This is a genomic window from Nocardia sp. NPDC059228 (assembly GCF_042754245.1).
GTDB lineage: Bacteria > Actinomycetota > Actinomycetes > Mycobacteriales > Mycobacteriaceae > Nocardia.
On sequence record NZ_JBHZAL010000003.1, the window covers coordinates 288,304 to 310,736 of the forward strand.

The following is a 22,433-nucleotide window of genomic DNA, read 5'->3' on the forward strand; positions in this document are numbered from 1 at the left end:
CGAATCGACCTGCCGGCCGCGGTCGGCCGGGTCTAGGGGCGGTGGACGGGGAGGCCGGCGGCGTGGGCGGCGTCGGTGAGGACCTGCTCGAGCATGGCTGGGGTGAGGCGGCCGGTGAAGGTGTTCTGCTGGGAGGGGTGGTAGGTGCCGAACAGGTGGAGGGGGGAGCGGCCGGGGACGGCTGGGGCCAGCTCGATTCGGGTGCCGTGGGTGAAGCGGGGCTTGGGTTTGGGTATGGCCCAGCCGGATTCGGCCAGGGCGGGCAGGAGGGCTTGCCAGCCCCAGCCGCCGAGGACGACGATCGCGCGGAGGGTGGGTGCCAGCAGGGTCAATTCGGTGGTCAGCCAGTGGCGGCAGGTATCGCGCTCGGTGGGGGTGGGTTTGTTGTCGGGTGGGGCGCAGTGCACGGGGGCGGTGACGCGGGTGCCGAGCAGTCGCAGGCCGTCGTCGGCGGAGACGCTGGTGGGCTGGTTGGCGAGGCCGACGGCGTGCATGCAGGCGATGAGGACGTCGCCGCTGCGGTCGCCGGTGAACATGCGGCCGGTGCGATTACCGCCGTGCGCGGCCGGCGCCAGGCCCACGATCAGCAGCCGGGCGTCCGCGGGACCGAAGCCGGGAACAGGCTTGCCCCAGTAATTCTCGTCACTGAAAGCGGCCCGCTTCTCGTGTGCGACCTGCTCGCGCCATGCCACCAGCCGAGGGCAGTCTCGACACGCGGTAAGTTCCGCTTCTAGCTGGGCAATTGTGCGGCACACAGGGGCGACTCAACCACAAAGCCACACCGACCGTGCGGCGGAGTGCCGGTGTGGCGGGCCGGGCATACTGTGCGCCGGTAGCCGAAAGTTAGCGATGGAAACGGAAGTGGGCCACAGGTGAGTGATCTCGTCGAACTTGGTACCCCTGTCGACGCGGCACAGAGTGTGGGAAACCTGCTGGGCGTGTTCGCATTCGGAGTGTCGGGCGCGCTGCTCGCGGTGCGTCGCCGCTTCGATGTGGTGGGCATCGCGGTGCTCGCGGTCGCCACCGCCACCGGCGGCGGTGTGATCCGCGATCTGGTGATCGGCCGCACCCCGCCGCTGGCTTTCGTCCAGGTCTCCTATGCCGGAGTCGCCCTGCTGGCCGCGGCCGTCATCTTCTTCTGGCATCCGCCGGTGCGCCTGGTCCGCACCCCGCTGAATATCGCCGACGCCATCGGCCTCGGCATCTTCTGTGTGACCGGCACCGTGACCGCGTTCCAGCACGGCATGTCGGCGACCTCCTCGGCGGCGCTGGGCCTGGTGACCGCGGTGGGCGGCGGTGTGATCCGCGATGTCCTGGCCGGTGTCACCCCCAGCGTGCTCAGCGACGGCGAGTTGTACGCCGTGCCGGCCCTGCTCGGTTCCGTGGCGACGGCGCTGCTGCTGCACTACGGCCAATACACATACTGGACCGGCGGTTTGGCGGGGGCGGGCGCGGTCGGCCTGCGCTTGATCGCGCTGTTCCGGCACTGGCACGCCCCGATGGCCCGCCCGCACCGCCGCCGCGACGGGTGAGCGACGCGCCCGCGCGCGGGGGAGGCCAGCACCTCAGTCGTGTCGCCGGGTACGGTCCGGGCTGATTGATAGCATGGCGAAGGCTTGGCCGACTGGCTGTGAACCACACCTCGAGAGAGTTTCCATCCAATGCAGTTCGAGATCGTCGAGCGGGACGAGACGTGGGTTGCCGGGTTGCCGGTGCGCAGTCCCAAACGTGCCCTCGGTGAACTGCGCGACCACGATCTGGAAGTGGCCTGGGCCGCGGTCCTGCACCAGGAACTCGGTGGTCCGCTGGCCTCGGCCTACACCGACTACGCGGCCGAGCTCGGCACCTACAACACCCAGATCGTCGGCTACCAGTGCGGCTCGCTCGACGAGGTGACCCGCGGCCACGTGGTGGCCCGCCTGCCGCGCGGCACCTACGCCCGCTTCTCCTCGGTCGGCAACTTCCCCCAGGTGATGACGGATCTGTGGACGCAGATCGCCTACGCGGAGGAACACAAGCAGATCAAGCGCATTCACACCGGCGACTTCGAGACCTACCCGCACGCGTACAAGATCGATTTGTACCTGGCGGTCGAGCCGTCATGACCTATTCGATCGTGGTCCGGCCCGGCGGGGTCTACGGCGGCCTGGTGGTTCCGCGGGTGCGCCCCAGTTTCAAGGTCTCCAACAGCGAGCTCATCGAGTTCCTGCGCGACCGCCTGCGTGACCGGGAGGGCGCCGAGCGCCCGCTGGCCACCGTCTACGTTCCCGACCCCGCCGGCAACTACAACGTGCTGGTCTCCTACGAGTACAAAGGTCCCGACGACGTACCGGTCGGCGACGTCCTCATCCGCGTGCCCAAGGGCGTCTACGCCCGCTTTCGGCCCAATGGCGATTATCACGATCCGGCCGAGGACGTCTGGGCTCAGGTCGACGACGCGACCGCTTCCGCCGAGATCACCCGCGCCTACCGCGAGGAGATCGAGATCTGGCACGGCACGACCGAGCTGGAGCTTTTCATCTCCATCCTGGTGTGATTGCTCACTATTAACCCAATGGGTACCAACCGGTCTTGTCGTTGTATTTCATGATTGATAGCAATGGTTTGACCGGGGGGATTACTGGAACCACGTTTGGGTTTCGGGGCATTTGCGGTTGCCTGGACAATTTCAGTTGGCTGACGGATACTCCCCTAGGTGCCCGTGCCGGGCATGGCCGATGCACGGCCGTATCGGGCGGGGACACAGGAGGATCGCGCGACCTCAGCGCATTAGTGGAGCGGAACTTTATGGCAGTCGAACCGGTCTCGCTCGTCCCGGCGGAAGGGCCTGGTGACGGCATGTTCCAATCTACGGATCCGCAGTCGGGGTACACATTCGTGATCGGTCCGCCGCAGGCGGATCTCCGCTTGTGGCGCCGGTGTATGGACGGTGCTCGTGAGGTTTACCGCCAGTTCGGCACCGAGGAAGCGCTCGAATACGACAAAGTGATCGACGGTCGCTCCACCACACTTTTCGGTGTCGCGCTGGACTCGGACGGCCGGGCCGTCGCGGGCATGCGTGTCTCGGGTCCGTACCGGCATGTCGACGAGGTGCACGCGGTGGCCAGTTGGGCGGGATTGCCCGGTGAGATCGCCTTCCGGCGGATGGTCGCCGATCAGATTCCCGAGGGTGTGATCGAGGGTAAGGCCGGCTGGACCGCGCGTGATGTCGAACACCGCGGCGCCCTGGTCGACTGGATCGCCCGGGCATACGTCCACTCGATGGTGCTGCTCGGCGTGCGATACCAGGTCGGCGTGGCGCCCGAACATGCCCTCCGGTGCTACCGCAGCAGCGGCGCGCGCGTGGCCTGGTGGATCCCGGCCTCCTCGTATCCCGACGACCGCTATCGCACCGTGCCGGTGTGGTACGACATGCAGACCTATCGGTCCGTGGCAACGGAATCTCAGATCCGGCTGATGGATGCTGAATTGTCGGAATTCACGGAATCGGGCCAAAAATTGCCGACTACCTGGGTCCCGAGTGAGGGACTCGCGTAACAATGGCCTCAGATCTACCCGCGGACGGTGAATACCGACCGCTACTGCTCGATGAATCGAATCCCCAGGACGCCGATCGGCTCACCGCATTGCGTGCCGATTCGACAATTGAATTTTCTGATTTGCGCGATTTGCTACGCGCCGAATTCGAATCACTGATCGCCCCGCCGGAATTGTCCGAAGGGCCGGAATTCGATCGATGGGTCTTCTACCCCTGGCGGAACGTCGTCCTCGGACTGCCCGGCCCGCAACTGCTGCGGGTCGTCCGTCTCGATCGCAACCGCAACAATCTCACCTACGCCGAACAGGAACGACTGGGCGCCCTGTCCGTCGGCGTGGTCGGCCAGAGCGTCGGCCACGCGGTCGCATATACCCTTGCGCTGGAAGGCATCTGCGGCCGGCTGCGGCTCGCGGATTTCGACGCTGTCGAACTGATCAATCTGAATCGTCTCCCCGGCACCCTGTTCGATATCGGCCAGAACAAGGCGGTAGTCACCGCCCGGCGGATCGCCGAGCTCGATCCGTACCTGCCGGTGGAGGTGTGGCAGGAGGGCGTGACCGACGAAAACCTCGAGGCGTTCCTCACGGATCTGTCGATCGTCGTCGACGAATGCGACTCCTTCGACATCAAACTCGCGCTGCGTGAGGGCGCCCGCAATCGACGGATGCCTCTGCTCATGCAGACCAGCGACCGTGGCCTGCTCGATGTGGAACGGTTCGACCTGGAGCCGGAACGGCCGCCGTTCCACGGGCTGATCGGCGATGTAGGCACCGCCGAACTCCGCGGGCTGACCCCTCGGGAGAAAGCGCCGTACCTCATTCGAATCCTGGACGGCCGCAACCTGTCCAGCCGTGGCGCGGCCAGCATGGTCGAGCTCGGAGAAAGCCTCAACAGCTGGCCGCAACTCGGCTCGGAGGTGCTGCACGGCGGTTCCAGCGTCGCGACCGCGGTGCGCCGTCTCGGCCTGGGCCTGAAGCTGCCGTCCGGCCGGACCCGGCTGGACCTGGAGCGCAGCCTCGACGAACTCGCCGAACCGGACCCGTTCGACGATCTGGTCTGGGCCGAGCTGCCGCCCGAGGAGCCCGCCCCGGAATCCGGGATCGCGGCCGTTCTGTTCTGTGCCCAGCGTGCGCCCTCGGTGGGTAATGCGCAGCCATGGACCCTCGGTGTCGATGCTGGATCCGTCACGATTTCCCTTGCGCCCGAACGCTCGTCGATCGTGGACATCGCCTACCGCGGCAGCGCGATGGCGGTGGGGGCGGCGCTGTACAACGCCAAGGCCGCAGCTGCCGCACTCGGCATGCTCGGGGACAGCGAGTTCCGCGTCGACGGCCCAGGACGGCTCGCGGCGGTGCTGCGGCCGGGAACGAACACCGATCCGGTGCTGGCCCGCGACTACCCGGCCTTGCTCGCGCGCCGAACAAATCGGCACTTCGGCAGCGGTGCGCCGATGCCCGCACCGGCACTGGAAGCCCTGTCCGCCGTCGCCGCGGATGCCGGGGCGGTGCTCCGCTCGGTGACCGATCCCGCCGATATCGAGGGCCTTTCCCTGCTGCTCGGCGAGTCCGACCGGATCCGATATCTGACACCCCGCATGCATCGGGAGATGCTGTCCGAACTGCGGTGGCCGGGTGACGACGCCCGGACCGGCATGGACCTACGCACCCTGGGTCTCGCCGCCGACGAATTGGCCAAGCTCGAGATCGCTCGCCGGGCAGATGTCATGGAGCTGGTGCGTGCCTGGGACGGTGGTTTCGCGCTGGGTGAGTCTTCCCGTGGCCGGATCCGGACCAGCTCGGCCGTGGTGGCCGTGACCTTCCCCGCGCCGCTGCCGGACGACACGGCCGAATTGGTTGCCTACGCACGGGCCGGGGAGGCCGTTCAGCGGGTGTGGATCGAGGCCGAACGGCACGGTCTCGCGGTCCAGCCGGTCTCGCCGGCTTTCCTGTACGTGCGACGCCCCGAGGAAGTGGACAGGGTTTCCCCGGAGTTCGCCGATACACTAACGTCAGTTCAGGGCCGCTTCCTGGGCCTGTTGGGAGTGCCTGACAACGAGACAATGGCGGTGGTGCTTCGCCTCAGCTATGCGGTGGCGCCCACGGTTCGAAGCAGGCGACTTCCGATACCGGGCGCGGAAACCCGCGGTTAGCGTGATCGGAGAATAACGGTGCCTCGGCGAACACTCGACTCACTGGTGACCCAGGTCGCCTCGGAGTTGATGGCAGTCGACGCTACGACCATGGCGTCGGCGAGTGAGCGGGTGCTGTCCTGGCTGGTCGAGCATTTCGATGTTGATTTCAGTTTCCTCCGCTACACGGACCGGAAGCAGCGGGCCTCGATCCTGATCGCGGAATGGCCGCCCCGGCCGGTGGCCGTCGACCCGGATCCGTTGCGGGTGGCCTACTTCGACCAGACCAATTCGGTGTTCGCCCAGTTCGAACACGCGACCGAGCCCATGGTGCTGCGGGACAGTGGCGAGTTCCCCGACTATCAGCAGTTCATCCTGGAATCGACGGGGTATTCACAGGTGTCCGCCGCCGCGGTGCCGCTGGTGTCGCGTGACATGTCCACGGGTCTGCTCGGTTTCATCAAGGTCGGCGATCGTGACTGGAGCACCCGGGAAGTCAATGTGCTCAAGGCGATCGCCGCCTTGTTCGCCCAGTTGCAAGCACGCGTGGAGGCCGAGGAACGGCTCAGATATATCGCCATGCACGACGATCTGACCGGACTGGCGAATCGGCGGGCGCTGCTCGAGCACATGGAGGAGCGGCTCAGGCCCGGACGGCCGGGGCCGGTGGCGGCGTTCTTCCTGGATCTGGATCGGCTGAAGGCGCTCAACGACTTTCTCGGGCACACGGCCGGGGACAATTTCATCCGCACGCTCGCAACGCGGTTGCGCGAGAATCTGGATCCGGGTGACGTGATCGCCCGGCTGGGTGGCGACGAGTTCGTGATCGTGCCGGCCAAGCCGATGGACGCGGCGGCGGCCGAGCGGGAGGCGAGCCGGATTCAGCAGCTCATCGCGCGGCGGGTGACCGTCGGCGAGGAGACGGTGAGCCGGGGCGCGAGCGTCGGCGTGGCGCTCGGTATTCCGGGCGAGACCACGGTCGCCGATGTGCTGCGGCGCGCGGATCACGCGCTGCTGTCTGCCAAGTCGAGCGGCGGCAACGGGGTCGCGGTGTTCACCGATGCCATGCGCGCGCAGTTCGAGCTGCAGGACGACGTGGAGTTGAATCTGCGCGGCGCGGTGTCGGACGGTTCGCTGGTGCTGCACTATCAGCCCGAGGTGGATCTGCGCACCGGCCGGGTGGTCGCGCTGGAGGCCCTGGTGCGCTGGCAGCATCCGACGCGCGGGCTGCTGCCGCCCGGTGCGTTCGTGGGTGTCGCGGAGGCCACCAATCTGGCGGGGGAGCTGGGTCGCTGGGTGATTCGCACGGCCGCCGAGCAGTTCGCGCAGTGGCGGCGGCGGGGGCTGGCGTCGAATGTGGTGATCCGGATCAATGTGTCTCCGGTGCAGCTGGTTTCGCTGGATTTCGTGGAGACCATCGAGGGGATCCTGCGGCGGTACGGCATCGACGGGTCGTCGGTGTGCCTGGAGATCACCGAACATGTTGTGGTGCAGGATCTTGCGCGCACGCAGGTGACCCTGCGCGGGTTGAAGCGGATGGGTGTGCAGATCGCCATCGACGACTTCGGGACGGGGTATTCCTCGTTGTCGCACCTGAAGGCGCTGCCGGTGGACGCGGTGAAGATCGACCGGGGTTTCGTGCAGCGGCTGGGCGCCAGCGCCGATGATCTGGCGATCGTGAAATCGATTGTGGGGCTGGCGGGTTCGTTCGGTCTCGGGGTGGTCGGCGAGGGCGTCGAGACCACGGTGGCGGCGCGCACGCTGGTGGCGCTGGGCTGCTACCGCGCGCAGGGGTTCCTGATCGCGCGGCCGATGCCGGGCGGGGAGGTCGAGGAGCATCTGGCGGCGGGGCGGATCGCGCTGGATCTGGACCTGCCGGGGACCAGCCGGTCGGTGCTGCCGGGGCCGTCCTGAGTCACGGTCCGGCGGTCCGGATGGGCACGACTCCCTAACGTCCCCGCACCGTGCGCGGAATCCCGGACCGGGGTGCGTGTGCCCAGGAAAATAGGGGCGTAACGGGTATGCGCCCGACTCGCGAACAGGATTGTTCGCGTAGTAGCGTGCGGTCTGACAGGGCTGTCGAAGTGAGGGATGGATCGACGTGCGTGATCGTAGCCTGAGGGGCAAGAAGACTTTGATTACCGGCGCGGCGAGCGGCATCGGCCGGGCGACGGCCCTCGCGGCGGCCCGCAAGGGCGCGCGGCTGGTGCTCACCGACGTCAATGCCGAGGGGCTGGACGCGACCGTCGAAACCATCCGTTCCACCGGCGGCATCGTCGAGGTCGCCACCGCCCTCGACATCAGCGACTACGACGCCGTCACCGCCTTCGCGGAGAAGGTGCACGAGGAGCTCGGCTCGCTGGATGTGGTGATGAACATCGCCGGCATCTCCACCTGGGGGACGGTGGAGAACCTCGAGCACCGCCACTGGAAACGCCTGGTCGATGTGAACCTCATGGGACCGATCCATGTCATCGAGAACTTCGTGCCGCCCATGATCGAGGCGAAACGTGGTGGTGCGCTGGTCAATGTGTCCTCGGCCGCCGGTCTGATGGCCTTCCCCTGGCATGCCGCCTACAGCGCCAGCAAGTTCGGCCTGCGCGGCGTGTCGGAGGTGCTGCGGTTCGATCTGGCGCGCCACGACATCGACGTCCACCTGGTGGTGCCCGGCGCGGTCGACACGCCGCTGGTGCAGACCGTGGACATCGTCGGCGTGGATCGCGACGACCCGCGAATCCAGGCCTGGATCAAGCGCTTCCGCCACCACGCCAAGTCGCCCGACCAGGTGGCCGAGGCGATCCTGCGCGGTGTCGAGAAGGGCACCTACCTGATCCACACCCAGTTCGACATCCGGTTCGGCTACTGGTGGTCCCGCAAGTTCGCCTGGCCCTACGAGTTCGCCATGCGCCGCGCGAACGACCTGTTCACCTCGTTCCTGCCGCGCAAGTAGTCACGCCTGGTCGGGCGTGGGGGCGCAGACGGCCTTGGCGCAGTTCTCGGCGGCGTGGGTGTCCAGCACGCGCGCGCCGGGGCCCTCGTCGCCGAGGTGGTCGTGGGCATTGAAGATCTTGCAGACGCCCAGCGAGAGGCAGCCGCAGCCGATGCAGCCGGTGAGGTTGTCGCGCAGCCGGACCAGCTGTTCGATGCGGTCGTCGAGGTCGGCGCGCCACGTGGTGGAAAGGGTCTCCCAGTCGCGGCGGGTGGGGTTGCGGCCGTCGGGGAGGTTGTCGAGGGCGCGGCGGATCTCGGCCAGCGGAATGCCGACCCGCTGTGAGATGCGGATGAAGGCCACCCGGCGCAGGGTTTCCCGGGGGTAGCGGCGCTGATTCCCGCTGGTGCGGCGGGCCGTGATCAGGCCCTCTCGTTCGTAGAAATGCAAGGCGGACACCGAAACTCCGGCTCGCTGAGCGAGCTGACCGGGAGTCAGCTCCTTCGCCTGCCACGACGCGGTCTGCATACCTGAACATTACTCCAGGTTTTTCGCCGGTGCGACTCCAGGGTTCGACTCGAGTCGCGAATTCCATGCCATCCGTGCCGCGGGGAACTACCGTCGTGTCATGGGAACAAAGGCCGCACCCACGGCGCGACCGTTTTCCGTGACCTCGGAGGTCGGCGCGCTGCGCACGGTGCTGTTACACCGGCCGGGCGACGAGCTGCGCCGGCTCACCCCGCGCAACAACGACCAGTTGCTCTTCGACGCCATTCCCTGGGTCGAGCGCGCCCAGCAGGAACACGACATCTTCGCCGAGGTGTTGCGCGGGCGTGGCGTGGAGGTGCTGCTGCTGGCCGATGTGCTGACCGAGACCATCCAGGTCAGCGGCGCCGCGCGGATACAGGGCATCTCGGGTGCGGTGGACGCGCGGCGGCTCGGTCACCTACTCGCCGATGAGCTGGCGGCCTACCTGCGCGGAGTGCCCGCGCCGGAGCTGGCGCAGATCCTCATGTCCGGCATGACATTCGACGAGCTGCCCTTCGGGGCGGATGCCACCTCACTGGTGCGGCGCATGCACCATGGGCACGACTTCGTCATCGACCCGCTGCCCAATCTGCTGTTCACCCGGGACTCCTCCTTCTGGATCGGACCGCGGGTGGCCATCACCTCGCTGGCGCTGCCGGCCCGCGCCCGCGAAACCTCGCTCACCGACCTGATTTACGCGTTCCACCCCCGCTTCCTGGGCGTGCGGCGAGCCTACGAATCGCACACCGCGCCGATCGAGGGTGGCGACGTGCTGCTGCTCGCGCCGGGCGTGGTGGCGGTCGGGGTGGGGGAGCGCACCACGGCGGCGGGCGCGGAAGCCTTGGCGCGCAGCCTGTTCGAGGACGATCTGGCGCGCACCGTGCTCGTGGTGCCGATCGCCCAGACCCGGGCGACCATGCATCTCGACACCGTCTGCACCATGGTGGACGTCGACGCGGTGGTCATGTACCCGGCCATCCAGGATGAGTTGTGTGCCTTCACTATTCGCAAGGAGGAGGGGCACGGGGTGAGTATCTCGGGCCCGGATCCCTTCCTGCGCGTGGCGGCCGAGGCCATGGGCATCGGCAAGCTGCGGGTGGTCGACACCGGCCTGGACGGCGTCACGGCCGAGCGGGAGCAGTGGGACGACGGCAACAACACCCTCGCCCTGGCCCCCGGCGTGGTGGTCGCCTACGAGCGCAACGAGAACACCAATGCGCGGCTCGAAGACGCCGGAATCGAGGTGCTGCGCATCCCCGGCTCCGAATTGGGTTCCGGCCGTGGCGGTCCGCGCTGCCTGTCCTGCCCGCTGTCGCGTGACGAGGTGTGATGAAGCCATGCTGGACATCCCGGTCGACCACCACTCGACGGTCCCGCCCTACGAGCAGCTGCGCCAGGGCATCATCGCCCGGGTCCGCTCCGGCGAACTGGCCGCCGGGACCAAGATCCCCACGGTCCGGGCGCTGGCGGCGACGTTGAAGCTGGCCCCGAACACCGTGGCCCGCGCCTACCGGGAGCTCGAGCAGGACGGCGTTCTCGAAACCCGCGGCCGCCTGGGCTCTTTCATCGCCTCCTCCGGCGACCCCACCCGCGACCTGGCCGGCCGCGCCGCCACCGAATACGTCGCGGTGATCCGCCGACTCGGTCTCGATGACACGGCCGCAGTGCGTTATCTGCATGCGGCGCTCGGCGAAGCTCCTACTGCTCCCTAGTTTCGGCGGATCCGCGCCGAGCAACGTACGTGGGGTTCGGGGGGCTTGGCCCCCAAATCTTTTCGGGGGTGTGGGGGCTGGCCCCCACGATCTGACGTCAGTCCTACCGCCAGCTCGGGAGCCACAGGTGGTCGTGCCAGTTGCCCGGGGTGATGGCCTGGGCGGTCAGGATCGGCCAGAGCCAGATGAAATTGGCGATGACCAGTGCCAGGTAGAGGCTGACCAGTAGCAGGCCCAGGCCTTGTCGCTCACTGAGCGGCGTGAAGTGTTGCCAGCCGGGGGCTCCCGACAGCCGTCGCCCGACGGGTGGGGCGTGGCCGAGGATGTCGCCGAGCGCCAGCGCCACACCCATGGCCAGGAACGGGGCCAGCGGCACCGCGTAGAAGTAGTACATCTGGCGGTCGAGGTCCAGGAACCAGGGCAGGATGCCCGCGCCGTAGCCGACCAGGACCGCCGCGTAGCGCCAGTCGCGGCGCACCGCGCTGCGCCACAGCGCCCACGCCAGCATGGGGAAGGCCACCCACCACAGCGCGGGGGTGCCGATCGCCATCACGGCCTTCACGCAGGTGGGCTGGCCGCAGCCGGTCACATTGGTGTCGGCGTAGTAGTAGAGCATGGGCCGCAGGCCCATGGGCCAGGTCCACGGCTTGGATTCCCAGGGATGGTGATTGCCGGCGGAATTGGTGAGCTGCGAGTGGAAGGTGAGCACCTCGCCGCCGTAGTACCAGAGTCCCCGCAGTGCGCTCGGTACCCAGGAGAAGTCGCCGCCGCGTCCGACCTTCACCCCGACCGCGTACCGGTCGTAGCTGGTCTCGCTGGCGAACCAGCCCCAGAAGGAGGCCAGGTACACGAATACCGGGATCACGGCGAGCGCGTAGACGGTGGGCCCGAGATCCCGTCTGGCCACACCCCACCACGGCCGCTGCACCCGGTAGCCGCGGCGGGCCGAGAGATCGAAGGCCAGTGCCAGCGCGGCGAAACCGATGATCCAGTACGCGCCGGACCATTTGGTGCCGCAGGCCAGCCCGAGCAGGACGCCCGCGCCGAAGCGCCACCAGCGCACCCCGAAACGCGGCCCGTATGGGCTGTCGTCGATGCGGCCCTGCGCGGCCACCAGCGCGATGCGCGCCCGGATGTCGTCGCGGTCCACCACCAGGCAGCCGAAAGCCGCTGTCACGAACAGCGCTTGGAAGATGTCGAGCATGCCGATGCGGGAGGACACGAAGGTGAGCCCGTCGCAGATGATCAGAATGCCCGCGAACGCGCCGATCAGCGTGGACCGGGTCATCCGCCGGACGATGCGGATCACCAGCAGCACGATCAGGGTTCCGGAGACGGCCGCGGTGAAGCGCCACCCCCAGGGGGAGTAGCCGAAGATGGCCTCGCCCAGCGCGATCATCTGCTTGCCCACCGGCGGGTGCACCACCAGCCCGTAGGCCGGGTTGTCCTCCACGCCGCCGCCGGTGAGCACCTGCCAGCCCTGCGGCGCGTAGTGCTTCTCGTCGAAGACGGGCGTGTGCAGGTCGGTCGGATAGTTCAGGAGCAGGAACCGGGTGATGGCGGCGATGGCTGTGAGGAACAGCGTGACCACCCACCCCCGAGCCCAGTCCGTGGGCCCGAAATCGGGTGAGGGCACCAGCGGAGCCGGACTCGACAGCGCCGCCGTCTCCGCCCCCACCGCTGCCGGTCGCACGTCGGTCACCTGGGTCACGCCGTCGATCGTAAGCGGTACCCGCCCCCGAGTCCCGCCGCGGTGAGGATGGAGGTTGGCGGTGCCGGTCGATCGCATCGATAGAGTCGGGGGCGAGTTGGCGGACCTTTCGAGGAGTAGGAGCACCATGAGCGCGGAGCCGAGTGCCGGCGGACGGCTGGTCTTGGCGGCCACTCCCATGGGCGATATCGGGGATGCCTCGCAGCGGCTGCGGGACGCGCTGGCGACCGCCGAGGTGGTGGCCGCCGAGGACACGCGCCGGACCAGGTCACTGGCCAAGGCCCTGGACATCGAGATCACCGGCCGGGTGGTGAGCTTCTACGACCACGTGGAGACCGCGCGGATCCCGATGCTGCTCGAGGAGATCGAGTCCGGTCGTACCGTGCTGCTCGTCACCGATGCCGGGATGCCGTCGGTGAGCGATCCGGGCTATCGGATGGTGGCGGCCTGCGTGGAGCGCGGCCTCCCGATCACCTGTCTGCCGGGCCCGTCCGCGGTGACCACCGCGCTCGCGCTGTCCGGCCTGCCGGTCGAGCGGTTCTGTTTCGACGGCTTCCCGCCCCGCAAGTCCGGTCAGCGCAAGGAGTGGCTGCGGACGCTCACCGCGGAGCCGCGGGCCGTCGTGTTCTTCGAGGCCCCGCACCGTCTTGCGGACTGCCTGGCCGATGCCGTCGAGGTGCTCGGCCCGGAGCGTCGCGCCGCAGTGTGCCGGGAGCTCACCAAGACCTACGAGGAGGTCGTGCGCGGCACGCTGGCCGAGCTGGCCGCGTGGGCGGTCGAGGGTGCGCGGGGGGAGATCACCGTGGTTCTCGAAGGCGCGCAACCGGTTTCCGCCGAGCCCGCCGACCTGGTCGGCCAGGTGGAGGCGCTGATCGGTTCCGGGCTGCGGCTCAAGGACGCGTGCGCCGAGGTCTCCGCGGCCACGGGGGCCTCGCGCCGCGAACTCTACGACGCGGTGCTGGCCGCGCGGGCCGCCGAGTAGCCGGGCGGAGCGCGGCTTGCTGGGAGGGCTCGGGACTGGCTCTCGAGTCTGATATCGCAGTGCGGGAATCACTCTCGGGGGTGAGGACCGTCGAGAACCCCGGTGCGACCATCGCGGGGTGATCTCGAATGAGGTGCGGTCGGGAAGTATCGGCGCGATGGCCGGCGTCTACGTGGTGCTGGCGTTTCTGGCGTCCGGAGTTCTGCTTGTGGTGCAGGCGAATTCGGGGATCGACCCGGCGGCGCTGTCGCTGACGCAGTTCGGGCCCGCGGTGGCGGTAGGTGTCGTGGCCCTGGTGTGGCGGCAGCGCTTGGTGGCCCTGCTGCCCGTGCCGGCGTCGTGGGACGTGGTGCGTGGACATGGTGTGGCGGTGGTGGTTTCGTGTGCGGCCATCGGCCTGGCGACCGCCGCCATGGCCTCCGACTCGATGGAGCTGCACGGTCCGGCGGCGGTGGGTGGGGTGCCTTTCGCGGTGTTCGTGCTGCTCCAGCTGGTCGGGGCGGCGGGGGAGGAGGCGGGCTGGCGGGGATTCCTGCAGCCGGTGCTGGAGTCGCGGTATGCCCGGCCGGTGGCGATCGGGATCACCGGGGTGATCTGGGCGGTGTGGCATGTACAGGCGTTCGCGGCGGGACCGGCCGTGGCGGCGGCGTTCCTGGCGGCGGTGCTCGGATTCGCCTGCGTGCTGGGGTTTCTCGCGGTCGGTGGTTACTGGCAGCGGGCTCTGATCGGCACCGTCGGGCACTGGCTGATCAATGTCGCGCTGTACCTGGTGATGGGGGATGACACGCTGGGACTGCCGCAGCTGTACTACTACGCCGTGGCGGCTCTGGCGGTCGGTGCGGCCGTGTGGATTTCGCGCCGGGGATCGGGCGTCCGCGCGGCCGGATGATCGGTAGCTGTGGCCGAGATTTTGCACTGTGAGTGTATGCAGCGGCTGGGGTGGCCGATGGCGGGACCCGTCAACCCGCCCGCTGTTAGAGTCCCCGATCATGGTGCACGAAACAGATGTCCCGGCAGGCGAATTGGCGATCGAGCCGTTCGTGCTGACCGATGACTTCTATCAGCACCCGCACGCCGCATACGACCTGCTGCGTGCGCGCGGGCCCGCGCATTTCGTGCGCTTCCCGGACGGCGGCACCGGCTGGCTGATCACCGGCTACGAGGCGGCCAAGACGGCCTTCCTGGACCCTGCCATCAGCAAGGCCCTCAAATCCGAGGGTGCGCGCACGGCCCTGGCGGGTGATGGCGCGGGCGCCCAGGCGGCCGGCGCCATGTTCGGTGACCTGATGCTCTTCTACGACCCGCCGGAGCACACCCGCCTGCGAACCCTGGTGAACCGGGCCTTCAGCAGTCGTGCCGTGCGCGAATTGGCCTCGCGCATCACCGGATTGGCCGACGTCCTGCTCGCCGAACTGGCCGCCGACGCCGCCGTCGATCAGGATTTGCTGGACCGCTACGCCTTCCCGCTGCCCATGCTGGTCATCTGCGAACTGCTCGGTGTCCCCCACGCGGATCGCGACGACTTCCGCGCCTGGTCCACCACCCTGGTCTCCAATGACGAGACCGTCGAGGCCCGCGGGGCCGCGGTGCAGCGGTTCCTCGCCTACATCGATCAGCTCATCAACGCCAAGCGCGACGAACCGTCCGATGACCTGCTCTCCGAACTCATCTCGGCCAGTGAGGACGGCGACCGGCTCTCGCACCGCGAGCTGATCAGCATGGTGTTCCTGCTGCTGGTCGCGGGTTTCGAGACCACCGTGAACCTCATCTCGAACGCGGTCGCGATCCTGCTGACGGACAAGGACGTCCGGGCCGCACTGGCCGACACCCCGGATCGGGTGCCGGATTTCGTGGAGGAGGTGCTGCGCTACGAGTCGCCGGCGAGCGAGGCCACCTTCCGCTACACCACCGTCCCGGTCACCCTGGGCGGCGTCGAAATCCCCGCCGGCCAGCGCCTGCTGGTGTCCATGGCCGCCGCCGACCGCGATCCGGCCCGCTTCGCCGATCCGCACCGCGTGGACCTGGACCGCACCGACAAGAACCACCTCGCCTTCGGCCACGGCGTCCACCGCTGTGTCGGCGCGCCGCTGGCGCGCATGGAGGGCGGGATCGCGCTGAGCCGTTTGCTCGCGGCCTATCCGGATCTGGAATTGGCCGCCGGGGCGGAACTGACCTGGCGCAAATCCCTGATCGTGCGAGGTCTCACTGCCCTGCCGGTGCGGCTTCGCCCCTGAACCGGGCGTCGGCCCGTCGAGATGTGCGCACGACGAAGGGGGTTGTGCGCCCATCTCCGCGGGCCGACGCGCGCCGGCCGAATCGGTTTCCGCCGGTGTCGGGTCCGGCCCGGTTCACGGGGTGCGCCGCGTTCAACGAGGAGCGTGGCGGCCCGGTCAGCGCAGCTGTGTGTCACGTGCGGTATCCGTGGCATGCAGTTGCGTCACCGGAGTGCCGGTGCGCGACAGGAACATTCAGTGCGTGACCGGGGCCGGCTTCTGGAGGAAGTCGCCGACCTGCCCGATGGCCTCGGCCGCCTCCGGATGGAACGACCAGTAGATCTGGAAGGCATGCCCGTCGACCGGGTAGCTGTCGTGCCGGACCGCGACATCGGCCGCTCGCAGCCGCTCGACGAGCGCATCGGTATTCCGCCCGAGGCCGTCGAACTCACCGGATTGCACCAGGGTCGGCGGTAGGCCGGTGAGATCGGCGCACATGGGGTTGGCCTCCGGATCGCTCACCGGGCGGCCCGCCAGGTAGGCGGTCTGGAAGCGCATGTGCTGTTCGGCGTCGGCGGGCGGGTCGTCGGCGGGGGCGTAGAAGTCGACGGCGGGGCACAGCAGCACGGTCGCGCGCGGCATGGGCAATCCGCACTCGCGGGCGTGCAGCAGCGCCGACAGGATCAGCATGGCCCCGGTCGAATCACCCACCAGCGCAATACTTTCCGGTGTCCTACCGCAATCCAGCAGCCAGCGGTAGGCGGTGCACACATCGTCGCGGGCGGCCGGGAAGGGGTGTTCGGGGGCGAGCCGGTATTCGGGCACGAGTACCCGGGTGTGCCCGGCGTCGGCGACCGCGCCCGCCATGCCGCGATACCCGTAGGCCGAGCCCATCATGAAGCCGCCGCCGTGCGCGTAGACGGCGACGGTCTCGGAGTCCTCGGGGCGCGCGAGCTGGATGCCGGGCACCCCGCCGGCGTTCACCGGCTCCAGCAGCACGCCCTCCGGGATGGGGAACTGTGCGTGCATGAGTTCGAAGGCCGACCGCATGGGCGTCAGGTCGCCGTTGAAGGTCTCCTCCACCGGACTCCACAGCCGGTCCATGCGGGCCGAGAGCGCGCCGCCCGCCGCGCGGGCCGCCGTCAGGGCACTGTCCAGGCCGGCGAGCACGTCACGGGTTCGATCCAGTAGCGCCGTGCCCGCGGGAGTGAGGCCCACGCTGCGGGTATTGCGATGGAAGAGGTCGCAGCCCACCAGCTTTTCCAGTGACCGGATGGTCCGGCTGAGCGCGGGCTGGGTGACGTAGAGCCGCTGCGCCGCGCGGCCGAAGTTCAATTCCTCGGCGACCGCGACGAAGGCGCGCAGGTGCCGGAGTTCCACGCCCTCGGGGGTCCGGGGCAGCGGCTCGACCATGCGCTCGAGTATGCTCTCCCCGCATTCATTCCGCTGCGGCATCGCTGTCTTGCGAACCCGGCAATTCCTTGGGCCTTCCGAAACTGCGACCGTGGACGCATGGGAAAAATTGTTGCAGGGCAGTACCTTTCGCTGGACGGCGTGACCGAGAGCGGCTGGACCGGTCTCGCCCCGTCGATCTCGCCGACCGATCCGCACACCGGGCCGTATTTCAACGACGCCGAGGTGCAGCAGGCCGTGGGCGCCATCATGGCGGGCAATGACGCCATGCTCCTGGGTCGCACCACCTACGAGGGCCTGAAACCCTTCTTCACCAGCCAGTCCGGCCCGTACTTCGACGCCGTCAACGCCATGTCCAAGTACGTGGTGTCCACGACGCTGGAGTCCACCGACTGGGCCAACACCACCATCCTGCGCGACAACCTGGCCAAGGAGATCGGCGCGCTCAAGGACCGGCATCAGCATATCGGCATCGGCGGCAGCGGCACCCTGGTGCGCTACCTGATCGCCGAGAACCTCCTCGACGAGCTGCACCTGCTGGTGTTTCCGCTGATCCTGGGCGGTCCGGGCGCGCGATTCTTCACCCCGGACCAGATGCCGGCCACCCTCACGCTCACCGACTGCCGTCCCCTGGACTGCGGGGTGGTGAACCTGGTCTACACCCGGCAGGAGGCCGCGGCATGAGCCCAGGAGTTCGCCCCAACAAGTCACTCGCCGAGGCGCTTTCGAGCCGCTACACCGTGCCGGCGCCCGCGCTGATCGAACTCTTCGGCTGAACCTTTCTCCGATTGCCCGGGGCCCACCAGTTGGCGGGCCCCATCAGCTTGACCAGGGCCGGAACCAGCAGCATGCGGACCAGGGTGGCGTCGATGACGAGCGCGATCACCATGCCCAGGCCGAGGAAACGCATGGGCGTGAGCGGGGAGAGCGTGAACGCCCCGGTGATGAGTACGAGCAGCGTTGCGGCGGCGGTGATCACGCGGGCCGTCTGCACGGTGCCGATGCGCACCGATTCCTCGGTGTCGGCACCGGCGTTGTGGGCCTCCACCATTCGCGAGAGCAGGAACACCTCGTAGTCGGTGGACAGCCCGAAGACCACGGCGATGATGAGCACCATCATGCCCGCCGACAGCGGTCCGACGCTGATGTGCAGCGCACCGGCCAGGTGACCCTGATCGAAGATCCAGGTCAGCACCCCGAAGGTGGCCGTCAGGCTCAGGAACGCCATGAGCACGGCCTTGAGCGGCAACACGATCGAGCGGAAGGCCAGTGCCAGCATGAGCAGGGTCACCGCCACCATCACCACGATCATGAGCGGCAACCGGTCGAGGACGGCGGCGATGCTGTCGACGGTGCTGGCGCTCTCGCCGCCGACCCGCAGGTCGAGTCCGTCCAGGCGCAGGTCACGCAGGTCGCGCACGACGTCCTGGGCCCGCGGCGAGCGGTCCGGAGCGGCCAGCGCCGCATGGATGACGGTGGTGTTGTCGCGGGTGTCCAGCGCCGTCGCCTGGCGCACGCCCCGGACGCCGCCGATCTCGCGCAGGGCGGTGCTGATGGCGGCCGGAGTCGGTGCGCTGCCGTCGGTTTCGCGCAGCAGGATGGTCGCGCCACTGTTCGCGGCCGGGAAGTGCGCGCTCAATTCCTCCACGGCGACGCGGGTCTCGTTTCGGGCGGGCAGTGCGGTGTGGTCGACATCGCCGAGCCGGACCCCGGATAACGGTGCGGCGAGGACCAGCAGGATCGCACCGACCGCGATGGCGACCGTGCCAGGCCGGCGCATGACGGCGGTGACGACCCGTCCCCAGAATCGTTGCGCCCGTTCCTCCGAGCGCTCGAAGGCGTCCGCGCGCCAGCTCCACTTGCCGATGCGCGAGCCCAGCAGGGTGAGGATCGCGGGCAGTGCGGTCACCGACAGCAGCGCGGCCAGCCCGACCGCGGCGATGGCCCCGACACCGAGTGAGCGCAGCACGGCCAGCGGGAACACGAAGGTGCCCGCGAACGCGCACATGAGCAGCAGCGCCGAGAACAGCACGGTGCGCCCGGCGGTCCGCAGGGTGCGGGTCACCGCCTCCTCGGTCGTGCGTCCCCGCCCCAGCTCCTCGCGGAACCTTCCGACGATGAAAAGCCCGTAGTCGATGGCCAATCCGAGCCCCAGCAGCGACACCACGTTCATGGCGAACACGCTGACCTCGGTCATCCGCGCGATGATCCCGACCGCGCCCAGCGCCCCCACCACCGCCAGCGTGCCGATGAGCACCGGCAGCGAGGCGGCCACCACCCCGCCGAATACCAGCACCAGCACGATCGCGGTCAGCGGGATCGAAATCGATTCGGCCAGCACCAGATCGTGCCGTGACTGATCGCTGATGGTGTCGGCCAGCGCGCTGTATCCGGTCAGCTTGGTGTCGATTCCCGGAATACGCAGTGCGGCAGCAAGTTTCGGATACTCCGCGACCCGCTGATTGTCGTTCCCCGCCGAGAACACGACCGCCACCGCCTGCCGTCCATCGGACGATCGGAGGTATTGCGATCGCGGACTGTTCCAATAGCTTTCGACCGGCCGATCCAACAGCGCCGGATCGAGCTTGCCGATCGCCTGGGTCACTCTCGGCCCGATATCGGCCAGCGACTGCCCCTCGGGCGCGGTGTAGATCGCGATGACATCCGGGTTCTGCGGCCCCAGGCGTTCGGTCACCCAGGCATCCACCGACGCGGATTCACCATCGGGCACCACGAATCCCGCCGAGCTCACCCGCTGCTGCAGCCCGGCCGCGAACAGCCCGCAGGCCAGTGCGAACAGCACCGTGATCACCAGCACGGTCTTCGGCCGCGCCACCACGACCCGCGCCCAGGCGGCCATGAGGCCATCTGATTCCGCGGTCTCGGTGACCTCGGGGGAACTGTCGACGACGGTCATGGGGCACTCCGATCCTTGTGTGCGAGTGGCCTATTGCCGCGGCCCGGGCTCGGGTCGAGAGGAGAGTCAGGCGGTCGCGTCCGAATTCGTCGGCGTCAGTTCGCTTTCCAGCGTGCGGACGATGCGGTCCAGCAGGGCGTCCAGGCGTTCCGGAATGCCGCGTCCGTTGCGGACCGAGACGGTCAGCTCGGTGCGCCCGCCGCATTCGGTCATGCCCATGAGCAGCGGCATGGCGACGCTGTGCTGCGGCATGACCTTGATGGCGGTGGGGGCGAAACCGGGGACGGCGAGTGCGTCGAGGTCGTAGCGGCCCATGTGGGAGACGGTGGCGGAGGCCAGGTTCCGGCCGGTACGCGAGCCGAGCAGGTTCAGCGTGCGCAGCAGCCCGCGCCCCGCCGCCTGCGGCAGGTATTTCAGCCCGCCGTTGTCCATCTGGTTGAGCTCGCGGTTCTCCTTCAGGCCCGCGCGCTTGATCTCGTTGAGCTGCTTCCAATCCATGCCCGGCCGCACGTCCAGGAACAGCGGCAGCGCGAGATTCGCGGTGGACCGCAGTTCCGGGTCGTGGCGGCGGATGTCGACCGGGATCATGATGCGCGAGATCGGCCCGCCCTCCTCGGCGAGCAGCGCCGCCACCCGCATGAGCGCGCCCGGCCCGGTCGCGTGAATGGTGCGGGTGCGCAACAGGTGCCGGTGTTCGCCCGGGTCCTGCCGTCCGTGCCCGACCGCCGAGCGGAAGCGCGGCAGCATGAGCGTGGGCCGCCCCGGCGCGCCGACCTTGCGCACCAGTTCGGCGTCGGCGATCGGATCGGGCGCACCGACGGGTTCCTCACCGCGCAGCACCCGCAGCACATCGGTGGCCCACATGACCATGCCCATGCCGTCCATGACGCCGTGGAAGACCCGGAACACCAGGGTGGTGGGTGCGGCAGTGAGCAACAGCACCTCCACGGTGGCGTCCGAGGTCGGCCCGATCGGACTGGTGAGCACCGGATCCGCCTCCAGCGCCGGATATTCCAGGGCGTGGTCCACCACCCGCACGCTCGGCGCGACCCCGCTGTCCACCCACTGCTTGCCGTCGCGGACCAGCCGCGCACCCGGATTGGCGTCGGCGGCGGTGGCGACCGCGCGCCGCAGCGCCTCCGGATCGATGCTGCCCCGGCCCTCCACCACCAGCTGCATCAGGAACGGTGGAGCCAGATCCCGCATGGGGAAGTAGATGAGCTCGGTGGGGGAGATGGGACGGCGGAACATGTGTGTACCCCTGCCTAGATCTTCTCGGTCAATGCCACGATGCCGCCCTGGGTTTCGAGCCAGGCCAGGAACTCGGTCAGCCCGGTCTCGCGGTCCACGATCGGCTGGTAGCCGAAATCCCGGGTGGCGGCGGAGGTGTCGTAGGTGGCGGTGCGGGTCATCAGCGCCACCACGTACCGCGTCAGCGGCGGCGACCACCGGGTGGCGACGAACGGCAGGCGCCAGACGGTTTCGATGGCGGCCACCGCGGCGGTCAGCACCCGCGGATTCGGCTGCCGGGTCGGCTTCGGATAGCCGAGGCCGGTGGCCACCTCGCCGAGGAAGCCCCACACGTCGGTCTGCTCGGCGTCGGCGATGAAATACGCCCTGCCGCCGACCTGCTCGGAGCGGGCCGCCAGGACGGCCGCCTCCGCGATGTTCTCCACATGGCACAGCGAGGCCATCACCTGCTTGCCGTAGGACAGGTCCGGCAGCGTGCCCGCGGCCGCCCGACCGAGCAGCCGCACGATCGGCCCGGACCGGTCGCCGGCGCCCCAGATGGCGCGCGGCCGCAGCGCGCAGGCCGTGAATTCGGCGGTGTTGGAAGCCAGCACGGCGCGTTCGGCCGCGGCCTTGGTCTCCGAGTACACGTTCAGGTAGCGGCTCGGGTACGGCACCGATTCGTCGATGTCCACCTGATCGCCGCCGTCGCGGTCCATGAGTGCGCTGGGGCTGGAGATGAACACGAACCGCGAGGCACCGTTGCGCTTGGCGGCGCGCAGCAGACTCTCGGTGGCCGTGACGTTCTCGGCCACGAACTGCGCCCGGGTGCCGCGGTCGTCGACCCGCGCCGCGCTGTGGAACACCACGTCCACGCCCTTGGTGGCGCGTTCGAGCGACACCTGATCGGTGAGATCGCCGGTGATGATCTCGATCTCGTCGATGACCTCGTACAGGTCACGCAGATTGCTGGTGGGCCGGGCCAGGATGGCCACCTCGAAGCCGCCGTCCCGGACGAGGCGGCGCACGATCGCCCCGCCCAGGAACCCGGATGCCCCCGTAACCAGTGCCTTCACGCTCTATCCTCTCCGCATGATCGGGGGCGCTGCGTGGTTACGCAGGCTGCCTCCTC

Annotated in this window: 20 protein-coding genes; 13 read left to right on the forward strand and 7 right to left on the reverse strand. The window is 68.8% G+C overall.

The features are described from left to right. Window positions 1-32: 32 nt before the first annotated feature. Window positions 33-755, reverse strand: coding sequence for a uracil-DNA glycosylase (locus ACFXKA_RS07445; RefSeq protein ID WP_379426507.1), 723 nt, complete (start codon window positions 753-755; stop codon window positions 33-35). A gap of 117 nt (window positions 756-872) precedes the next feature. Here ACFXKA_RS07445 and ACFXKA_RS07450 point away from each other — a divergent pair, with 117 nt between their 5' ends. From ACFXKA_RS07450 to ACFXKA_RS07480, 7 genes are all read left to right on the forward strand, one after another. Beyond that, entirely contained in the window at window positions 873-1,532 is a 660-nt protein-coding gene (locus ACFXKA_RS07450; protein WP_379426508.1) for a trimeric intracellular cation channel family protein, read from the forward strand. 129 nt (window positions 1,533-1,661) lie between these two features. After that, a complete protein-coding gene (locus ACFXKA_RS07455; protein ID WP_040861458.1) occupies window positions 1,662-2,105 on the forward strand; it encodes a GyrI-like domain-containing protein in 444 nt (147 codons plus the stop codon). Beyond that, complete coding sequence (locus tag ACFXKA_RS07460; protein ID WP_354836142.1) at window positions 2,102-2,536, forward strand: effector binding domain-containing protein; 435 nt, start codon at window positions 2,102-2,104, stop codon at window positions 2,534-2,536. Before ACFXKA_RS07455 ends, ACFXKA_RS07460 begins: the two co-directional genes overlap by 4 nt. A 35-nt stretch (window positions 2,537-2,571) precedes the next feature. Continuing rightward, window positions 2,572-3,537, forward strand: a complete 966-nt coding sequence (locus ACFXKA_RS07465) for a hypothetical protein (protein ID WP_379426509.1) — start codon at window positions 2,572-2,574, stop codon at window positions 3,535-3,537. A 2-nt stretch (window positions 3,538-3,539) separates the two neighbouring features. Further along, a complete protein-coding gene (locus ACFXKA_RS07470; protein ID WP_379426510.1) occupies window positions 3,540-5,687 on the forward strand; it encodes an Rv1355c family protein in 2,148 nt (715 codons plus the stop codon). A 90-nt stretch (window positions 5,688-5,777) separates the two neighbouring features. Continuing rightward, window positions 5,778-7,580, forward strand: a complete 1,803-nt coding sequence (locus tag ACFXKA_RS07475; protein WP_379426511.1) for a putative bifunctional diguanylate cyclase/phosphodiesterase — start codon at window positions 5,778-5,780, stop codon at window positions 7,578-7,580. A gap of 187 nt (window positions 7,581-7,767) precedes the next feature. Then, window positions 7,768-8,616 (forward strand): SDR family oxidoreductase, encoded by an 849-nt coding sequence (locus ACFXKA_RS07480; protein WP_354836136.1) that lies wholly within the window; start codon window positions 7,768-7,770, stop codon window positions 8,614-8,616. On the opposite strand, the gene soxR is transcribed toward ACFXKA_RS07480, so the two are convergent. Then, window positions 8,617-9,123, reverse strand: a complete 507-nt coding sequence (gene soxR, locus ACFXKA_RS07485) for a redox-sensitive transcriptional activator SoxR (RefSeq protein WP_379426512.1) — start codon at window positions 9,121-9,123, stop codon at window positions 8,617-8,619. A gap of 100 nt (window positions 9,124-9,223) precedes the next feature. Here soxR and arcA point away from each other — a divergent pair, with 100 nt between their 5' ends. Both arcA and ACFXKA_RS07495 read left to right on the forward strand, forming a co-directional pair. After that, window positions 9,224-10,453: an arginine deiminase gene (arcA, locus tag ACFXKA_RS07490; protein WP_379426513.1), complete on the forward strand. Its 1,230-nt coding sequence runs from the start codon at window positions 9,224-9,226 to the stop codon at window positions 10,451-10,453. Window positions 10,454-10,460: 7 nt separating this feature from the next. Then, a complete protein-coding gene (locus tag ACFXKA_RS07495; protein ID WP_379426514.1) occupies window positions 10,461-10,835 on the forward strand; it encodes a GntR family transcriptional regulator in 375 nt (124 codons plus the stop codon). 103 nt (window positions 10,836-10,938) lie between these two features. On the opposite strand, the gene ACFXKA_RS07500 is transcribed toward ACFXKA_RS07495, so the two are convergent. Further along, window positions 10,939-12,546: a dolichyl-phosphate-mannose--protein mannosyltransferase gene (locus ACFXKA_RS07500; RefSeq protein ID WP_379426515.1), complete on the reverse strand. Its 1,608-nt coding sequence runs from the start codon at window positions 12,544-12,546 to the stop codon at window positions 10,939-10,941. Between the two features lie 127 nt (window positions 12,547-12,673). Between ACFXKA_RS07500 and rsmI the strand changes: the two genes are divergently transcribed. The 3 genes from rsmI (at window position 12,674) to ACFXKA_RS07515 (ending at window position 15,762) form a co-directional block, all read left to right on the forward strand. Further along, window positions 12,674-13,528, forward strand: coding sequence for a 16S rRNA (cytidine(1402)-2'-O)-methyltransferase (gene rsmI, locus ACFXKA_RS07505; RefSeq protein ID WP_354836128.1), 855 nt, complete (start codon window positions 12,674-12,676; stop codon window positions 13,526-13,528). A gap of 118 nt (window positions 13,529-13,646) precedes the next feature. Continuing rightward, the gene (locus ACFXKA_RS07510) at window positions 13,647-14,417 is read left to right on the forward strand and encodes a type II CAAX prenyl endopeptidase Rce1 family protein (protein ID WP_379426516.1); all 771 of its coding nucleotides are present in this window, start codon (window positions 13,647-13,649) and stop codon (window positions 14,415-14,417) included. A gap of 100 nt (window positions 14,418-14,517) precedes the next feature. Then, the gene (locus tag ACFXKA_RS07515; RefSeq protein WP_379426517.1) at window positions 14,518-15,762 is read left to right on the forward strand and encodes a cytochrome P450; all 1,245 of its coding nucleotides are present in this window, start codon (window positions 14,518-14,520) and stop codon (window positions 15,760-15,762) included. A gap of 234 nt (window positions 15,763-15,996) precedes the next feature. Here the strand turns inward: ACFXKA_RS07515 and ACFXKA_RS07520 are convergent, their stop codons facing one another. After that, window positions 15,997-17,154, reverse strand: a complete 1,158-nt coding sequence (locus ACFXKA_RS07520) for an alpha/beta hydrolase fold domain-containing protein (protein WP_379426518.1) — start codon at window positions 17,152-17,154, stop codon at window positions 15,997-15,999. Window positions 17,155-17,253: 99 nt separating this feature from the next. Here ACFXKA_RS07520 and ACFXKA_RS07525 point away from each other — a divergent pair, with 99 nt between their 5' ends. Continuing rightward, window positions 17,254-17,838: a dihydrofolate reductase family protein gene (locus tag ACFXKA_RS07525; RefSeq protein WP_354836120.1), complete on the forward strand. Its 585-nt coding sequence runs from the start codon at window positions 17,254-17,256 to the stop codon at window positions 17,836-17,838. A gap of 49 nt (window positions 17,839-17,887) precedes the next feature. On the opposite strand, the gene ACFXKA_RS07530 is transcribed toward ACFXKA_RS07525, so the two are convergent. The 3 genes from ACFXKA_RS07530 to ACFXKA_RS07540 all read right to left on the reverse strand — a co-directional run bounded on the left by ACFXKA_RS07530 (window position 17,888) and on the right by ACFXKA_RS07540 (window position 22,377). Further along, window positions 17,888-20,014 carry an MMPL family transporter gene (locus ACFXKA_RS07530; RefSeq protein WP_379426625.1) on the reverse strand — a complete coding sequence of 709 codons (2,127 nt, stop codon included), beginning with the start codon at window positions 20,012-20,014 and terminating at the stop codon, window positions 17,888-17,890. Window positions 20,015-20,137: 123 nt separating this feature from the next. Beyond that, window positions 20,138-21,322: a peptide synthetase gene (locus tag ACFXKA_RS07535; protein ID WP_379426519.1), complete on the reverse strand. Its 1,185-nt coding sequence runs from the start codon at window positions 21,320-21,322 to the stop codon at window positions 20,138-20,140. A gap of 14 nt (window positions 21,323-21,336) precedes the next feature. Beyond that, window positions 21,337-22,377, reverse strand: a complete 1,041-nt coding sequence (locus tag ACFXKA_RS07540) for an NAD-dependent epimerase/dehydratase family protein (RefSeq protein ID WP_379426520.1) — start codon at window positions 22,375-22,377, stop codon at window positions 21,337-21,339. Between the last annotated feature and the right edge of the window lie 56 nt (window positions 22,378-22,433).